This is a genomic window from Paracoccus sp. MKU1 (assembly GCF_001447385.1).
In the GTDB taxonomy this organism is placed as follows: domain Bacteria; phylum Pseudomonadota; class Alphaproteobacteria; order Rhodobacterales; family Rhodobacteraceae; genus Paracoccus.
In genome coordinates, this window is the sequence record NZ_LLWQ01000006.1 from 1 (window position 1) to 6,189 (window position 6,189).

Here is a 6,189-nt window from a genome sequence, read left to right on the forward strand (position 1 = left end):
GCCGAGCTGCTGTTCGAACTGATCTCGCAACGCTACGAGCGCGGATCGATCCTGATCACCAGCAATCTGCCTTTCGACGAATGGACCGAAACTTTCGGCTCCGAACGCCTCACCGGCGCGCTTCTCGACCGGCTGACCCACCACGTCAACATCCTCGAGATGAATGGCGAAAGCTACCGCCTCGCCAACAGTCGCGCCAGAAAGGCCGGCTGATCCCCCCTCCTCGAAAACCGCAACGCGCGGCTGAGACCCCCGCTCGGGCTACGCCCTCGCAGCGGTCTCAGCCGCGCACAACGGTGGCCGACTTTTGCGCCGCCCAGTGGCAGGTTTTTACGCCGCCGTTGACAACCTGCGCGGAAACGATCTGGATCAGGGCGGCAAGCAGCAGGGGAACGATGCGGGGCATGGGGTTCTTGGTGATCATGGCGGGTGTTGCCCTACCTCATGCCAAGTCAGCTTAACATACTTTACTATGTATTTTTGCTTGATGCCTGCGCGTGAATCGGGGACACAGACTGCGATTATCTCGACAGATCCAAAGGCACCCGATGATTTTTTCCCCTAAACTTCTGACTCTTGCACCGCTCGTCCTGCTGACCGCCTGTGGCGGTGGATCTCAAGGCGGTGGCGCGTCCACTCCCGCCCCCAGGCCGGTCGCAGGCGCGCCGGTCGCGACCGATGCCGCGACGCTGGCGGCCTGGACGAGGGATGGCGGCAGGACCGCGGAATTCGAGAACGGCGTGATGCGCACCCGCCGCACGCTGACCGTCGATGGGGTGCGCCACTCTGCCTATGTCGATGCCGTGCCCGGCTATGGCGACGCACGGGTGACCTATACCGACGGTTCGGGCGAGACGGTCTTTGCCCTGGTGGACAACGCCGCCCCGACCGGTACCGCGCCGACCGGCGTCTATACAGGCGAGGTCGATGCCGTCTGGACCCCGAACGCCGGGATCGGCGCGCAAAGCGGCACCGACCGGATGGCAATCACTCTGGATGCCGCCTCGGGCGAGGCCTGGATCGATTCCATCATCGGCGGCACGAACAGCAATGTGCAGTTCATGGGGGCTGCAAAGGCCTCAGGCGGCAGGCTGAGCACCGATGATCTGACTGCCCAATATCGTGACGGCGAGGGATACTTCATCCGCAACGAGGAAGCCGTTGTCGATGGCCGTCTGATCGCCGGGCACGATACCGCCGCCATCATCGGCACGATTAGCGCCGACAGCGCCAGCGCGGGCTTCACCACCGGCCTTCACCCGGAATATACGGCAGAATTGACGGCCGGTCAGGCAGCGGATCTGTGACATGCAGCTTCGTCATCTTGTCATTGCGCTGGCTCTGACCGCATCCCCCTCCTTCGCGGAATTGCGGCCGGAGCATAAGGCGCTGGTGAACCGCTTTGCCGCCCTGCGCCATGAATGGGTCAATACCGGGCTCAAAGGCCCGGCATGTGACGAGGCCGAGGGTTTGGCAAGGCAGCTCGCTGCGGCGGGGATCTGCCACCCCGCCGAACAGAATCCCTATTACTGCAAGAACAAGCACGCTCCGGCACAGGATATCGGTCGCTTCCATGAGGTCGCAAACTCTGCCGCCATCCGGCCCCGGATCGACCGGCTGATCGCGGGGCAGGACAAATGGGTCGACTTCGTCATCACGAAGGGCGGCGTTGAAGGCCCCGGACGTGTCCGGACGATCGCCGGGCGGCCGTGGCGGCTCTATGTGACCTGCCGCCAGCATGCCTGCTCGGATCAGGCGATCACCATGGCGGTGTCGCCGGACAACAGCACCGTCTATCTGTATCTGCATGGCACGAAGCAGCGACCGACCCTGCTGGGCAATCCACCGGACGGCGTGAGGTCGGCACTGATCGACATGAATTAACGAAGAAGGCCGCCCATCATGGTAGGGCGGTCATTCCCATGGATGTTCCACAACAAGAATTGCTGAAGCATGTCAGAACGCTCGGCGCGTACTGGGCCGGGCCGTGATGTCACGCCCGGCAGTCATGTCGTTTCGTTACCGCGGCTGCGTCAGATAGTGGAACAAGGCCGTCGCCTTGTCCTCATCCAGCGCCGAAGCAAGGCGAACCACCTTGCGTCCATGGCGGAGGTTGACCCGATAGGACACGGCCGCGAGACGCCGCCGCCACCAACGGTTTGCGCTCATCGCTGCGGATTGCGTGGCCTACCGCAACCGCACTGCCGACGACCACGCCCGAGACGACGGTGTCGCCCTCGCGCGCATTGTCGACGAAGACCTCGCTGATCTGGCTGATCGGATAGAGCCTCGATCCCTTCCGGATACCCTCGTCACTGATCGTCAGCGTGAAGGACCGCCGCCGGAACATCTGCCAGCCCGCCGTAATCGCGATGGGCAGGATCACGATCGGCGCCAGCCAGCCTTTTGTCCCGGGGTTGATCATCGGCATGATCAGTGACCAGATCCCCACCGACATCAGAAGCAACCAGACGAACACCATAAGGAGCAGAAGGATCCCCAGGCCCGAGCCCCGCACCGTCAGCTTGGTTGACCCATCGTCCTGCGGTTGAATCTCGAAGCCCTGATCCAAGGGGGCGGTCTTCAATTTGGCAGCCATGTGTTCTCCAGCGATGCGCATTTCAATCGGAAACTCTTCGACGGTTGGCGCAGCGAAGCGGGAAGATCGAGCATGCACAGCGATTCTGAGCATGGTGGCATTCGCCCTTCCCTGGCCTCGACCACTGCCAGACCCATCAGATTTCGGCATACTACATATTATAGTGCGTAAAAAAGAAAGCCCTGAACTGCGATGCCAACCGCATGGATATGCGTCGCCTCGTCGGTCGGAACTTTGCACGCCTGCGCCAGGAGCGGGGCTTGACGCAGGAGCAGGTCGAGGAGCGTTCGGGCTTCAGCCAGCAATACATCAGCGGCCTCGAACGCGGGCAGCGCAATCCAACCGTGATCACGCTTTACGAACTCGCCCAGGCCTTGGGTGTGAGCCACGTCGAGTTGGTCAGGCCGCCGGAAGAGACCTGATCCAAGTTCTGCTGTCAGCTCGGACAGGGCTGCAAAGCATACCCTGTCGATAAAATCGAGGACCCGCTTCAGGCTTTGGTAATCCGGTATCGCAGATAAGGTTGCCTTGCCCCACTCTGAGGCTGAGGGTGTGGCGCTTCCGAAGCTCGATTCTTACGTTTTCGGCCCTTCAGCAGCACGCCGCGCCAACCAATCCGCCATCACGCGCCGCACCACTTCAGGACGCGACGGCAAATCGGCTTGTTCCCTTCGATAATCATCAATCGCGCGCAGCATTTCCCGGTCCATACGTATGGTCACCGGTTCGGTATCCGCAGGTGGCCGACCCATTTTCGCCATTTCGAATCTTTCTCAATTTTACTACTTGACTATTCAGTGTCATATAGTCATATTGAGCGAGCCTTGGCAAGGGATTAGGGCCCCTCACCAAAGCTCTGACCACAACGATCTTTAGGGAGATCACTCATGGCTATTCACACGCCTATCACGGCATCTGACTTTCCGGAAGCCAACAGCGCGTTCACGCACACGCCGATCACCATCGGCTTCACCACGTTGATGCGCGACCTCGCGGATTACATCGAGGCTGAGCGTGACCTTGAGCATTGTGGCAGCTGGGATCCGGCCTGTGACGCGTGGATCCGCGACGCCGAACGGGCCCGGGTCCGCGTGCTCGACGGGATCACCGCCCTGCGCGCAGCGCCTACCCGGCGCCGCGAGGATCTGCCGCTCCGGCGCTATGCAGACCTGGCACAGATGCTGATCGAGAGCGACAGCCCGGAGCAAGTCCGGGATATTCTCGCCCTGCCCGGCCGTTTTCCCGATTTCTTCCGCTGTGCCGGTGATGGCCCCGTTGCACGGCGCGTCGACCTGATGGTTGCGGGTTTCCAGCAGCATCTGAACGCCCTTGCGCGCCTCCCGGATTTCACGGGGATGGTTGAAGCGGACCATCTCGCTATCGAACCGGACGCGTCCAATCTCATGCTGGCGCCTGCGGCCTGATCTCCCACACATCTGACGGCATCTGCCTGCGATCAACTGCAGGCAAACCAGCCGCATGCCTGTTCCATTCTTTGCCATCGGCCTTTAGCCGCGCGCTCTGCGTGCGCCCGGCGCCATCGGCTTCCCATCATCCTGCTTTTTCAGGAGGACCACCCATGTCCAAGACCACCTGTTCCTCGCCCGACACCCGCGCCCCGCTCTCTGCCACTGACCTGCCGCTCGTCATTCATCATGGCGAACTGCATGCCCATTGGGTCGAAGCGGCGCGGAGCAAAGGCTTCGACCTGATCGCTCGCGTTCGGGACCGCCTGCATGTCGCGCTGCGCTGCCAGACCTGCGGCGGGGTCCATGTGGCGCGCCACTCCGTGGTGATGACGGCGCAGCCCCTGTGCCCGCATTGTATCGAAGCGCGCTGGCGCGCGACCGCCCTTGCCGCCGGCCTGACCTGGCTCGGCCGGGATGCGCACCGCCATTACGGCCATTATCGCTTGCGCTGCGGGCATACGGCACGGCGCCAGTTCACCTTCGTTGAGCGTGTCGCGTCCGGCGTGGTTTCTGCACGCTGCGAGACCTGTCTCGTCCATCGCGAAGAAGAGGAGGCGCTGCGGTTCGGCTGGATGCGCCTAGGCCGCGATCCGCAGGGCAATCCCAACTATCGGCTTTACCGCCACAGCTGCGGGCATGAGCAGCGCATCGCTCGCGCCAATCTGCAATGGGGCCAGTGCGACTGCGCCGGTTGCGGGCAGAGCTGGACCGCCAAGCCGAGCTATATCTACCTGCTCGACATCCGTCATTCCGGAACCGGAAGGCACTACCTCAAACTGGGGTATTCTTCCCATCCCGTGAAGCGTCACAAACACCAGCTGGGGCTTCCCAAAGATGCGGATGTGGAGGTGCTCCGGGTCGTGGCCATGCCCACTGGCCATAATGCTTGCACGATCGAGAAAGCCGCCCATGCGGAGCTTCGTCGTCTCTATCCGGAAGCCGTGGTTCCCAACCCGGAATACGCGGACATGATGAACGTCGTGTCAGAGATCTATCGTCCGCAAGCCCTCGCCATCCTTCAAAAGACCCTCGAGCGAATCGCGGCGGAGGTTGCCACAGGCGCATGCATCCGGACTCTGAATGATCTGTCCGACCAGGGTCAGATCGCGGGGGCCAACAATCCGGAAACGCCGCATCCTGATCCGGAATCCCGTGCGCCCGCCGAAGCCGTGACCCGGAATCCGGACGCCATGCTGGAGGATCGTGCCGCCGCGTGGCGTGATCGCCTCCCGATCCTGGACCGTCACTGGGGCCTGACCGGGTAACGGGTTCCGGTTGGGGCACCTCGGATCACGCGAGGACCATGCGGCCGATCCGGATATCGCCTCGCGCAATCAGGGGCCTGCCCCCGGATCCGGAAGCCACGCCACGCCGCACCAAACGAATGCCAAGGTTTCCTGCTGCCCGCCGGCCCCAGACCTGACACCGCCACCGCATCCCGCCTCTCGGGATCGCAACCCGCTCTGCCATCTGCCCCGCCGCCATCCGGAATGCTGGGTGGCCAGCCTCTCTCATACCCGGAATTCCGCCATGACCCAGACAAACGCAACCAATCCCCGCAATCCGAACCCCGAATCCGCAACCCGTAATCCTCCATCCTGGGCTTCCCTGGCCCGTCACGCCATCCGCGGCCTCGAGGCCGATCTTGCGAACAAAATGACCGACAACTGGGATCCGGCGCTCGACCCCGAAGACATGGACCTGCCCGAGCTGCTGGAGGCCGCCATGTCGCCTCCGGGATCCGCCGCGCTGGATGCCCTGAACACCAGCCCCACCGCGCAGAACGTCTCCCCGGAAGAACACGACGCCATTGCGGACGCCGGCGGCGATCCTGCCGCAACCGCAGCCAATGGCACATCGCAGCTGCCCATCCGCCGGCCGGCGAGCAGGCTGATCCCGCTGCTGCGCCTTGCCGCGAGTATTGGCAGCCTCAAGGACCGCGATGCGATGCTGGTGCCGGGCGCCATCACCGTGATCGAAGGCATTCCGGGCAGCCTGATCGATGCGCTCAAGAAGCTGCTGCCGCATGCGTTGCCGACCGGCTGGTCACTGGCCATGTCCATGGGCCGGCTGCCTCGCGACAAGCCTTATCTGCTGGTGCTGGGTCCGGAACTCATGAAC

At 63.0% G+C, this 6,189-nt stretch carries 8 protein-coding genes and 2 pseudogenes; 7 read left to right on the forward strand and 3 right to left on the reverse strand.

The features are described 5' to 3' along the window. Nucleotides 1–213, forward strand: a pseudogene (gene istB, locus AQY21_RS00375) (IS21-like element ISPve1 family helper ATPase IstB); the annotation flags it as partial. 67 nt (nt 214–280) lie between these two features. Here the strand turns inward: istB and AQY21_RS28900 are convergent. Next, nucleotides 281–424: a hypothetical protein gene (locus AQY21_RS28900; RefSeq protein WP_161905848.1), complete on the reverse strand. Its 144-nt coding sequence runs from the start codon at nt 422–424 to the stop codon at nt 281–283. A gap of 124 nt (nt 425–548) precedes the next feature. Between AQY21_RS28900 and AQY21_RS29135 the strand changes: the two genes are divergently transcribed. Together AQY21_RS29135 and AQY21_RS00385 are read left to right on the forward strand one after the other, a co-directional pair. Continuing rightward, nucleotides 549–1,307 carry a hypothetical protein gene (locus AQY21_RS29135; protein ID WP_152988028.1) on the forward strand — a complete coding sequence of 253 codons (759 nt, stop codon included), beginning with the start codon at nt 549–551 and terminating at the stop codon, nt 1,305–1,307. A gap of 85 nt (nt 1,308–1,392) precedes the next feature. Further along, the gene (locus AQY21_RS00385; RefSeq protein ID WP_161905850.1) at nt 1,393–1,884 is read left to right on the forward strand and encodes an Ivy family c-type lysozyme inhibitor; all 492 of its coding nucleotides are present in this window, start codon (nt 1,393–1,395) and stop codon (nt 1,882–1,884) included. 181 nt (nt 1,885–2,065) lie between these two features. Here the strand turns inward: AQY21_RS00385 and AQY21_RS00390 are convergent, their stop codons facing one another. Then, complete coding sequence (locus AQY21_RS00390; protein ID WP_238986651.1) at nt 2,066–2,692, reverse strand: hypothetical protein; 627 nt, start codon at nt 2,690–2,692, stop codon at nt 2,066–2,068. Between the two features lie 116 nt (nt 2,693–2,808). Here AQY21_RS00390 and AQY21_RS00395 point away from each other — a divergent pair, with 116 nt between their 5' ends. Then, nucleotides 2,809–3,021 carry a helix-turn-helix domain-containing protein gene (locus AQY21_RS00395; RefSeq protein WP_019352078.1) on the forward strand — a complete coding sequence of 71 codons (213 nt, stop codon included), beginning with the start codon at nt 2,809–2,811 and terminating at the stop codon, nt 3,019–3,021. 153 nt (nt 3,022–3,174) lie between these two features. Here the strand turns inward: AQY21_RS00395 and AQY21_RS28270 are convergent, their stop codons facing one another. Further along, nucleotides 3,175–3,360 carry a hypothetical protein gene (locus AQY21_RS28270; RefSeq protein ID WP_152988029.1) on the reverse strand — a complete coding sequence of 62 codons (186 nt, stop codon included), beginning with the start codon at nt 3,358–3,360 and terminating at the stop codon, nt 3,175–3,177. Nucleotides 3,361–3,486: 126 nt separating this feature from the next. Between AQY21_RS28270 and AQY21_RS00400 the strand changes: the two genes are divergently transcribed. The 3 genes and pseudogenes from AQY21_RS00400 to AQY21_RS00410 all read left to right on the forward strand — a co-directional run. Beyond that, nucleotides 3,487–4,023, forward strand: a complete 537-nt coding sequence (locus AQY21_RS00400; protein ID WP_058095939.1) for a hypothetical protein — start codon at nt 3,487–3,489, stop codon at nt 4,021–4,023. A gap of 155 nt (nt 4,024–4,178) precedes the next feature. Further along, complete coding sequence (locus AQY21_RS00405) at nt 4,179–5,333, forward strand: hypothetical protein (protein ID WP_058095940.1); 1,155 nt, start codon at nt 4,179–4,181, stop codon at nt 5,331–5,333. Between the two features lie 265 nt (nt 5,334–5,598). Then, nucleotides 5,599–6,189, forward strand: a pseudogene (locus AQY21_RS00410) (AAA family ATPase); the annotation flags it as partial.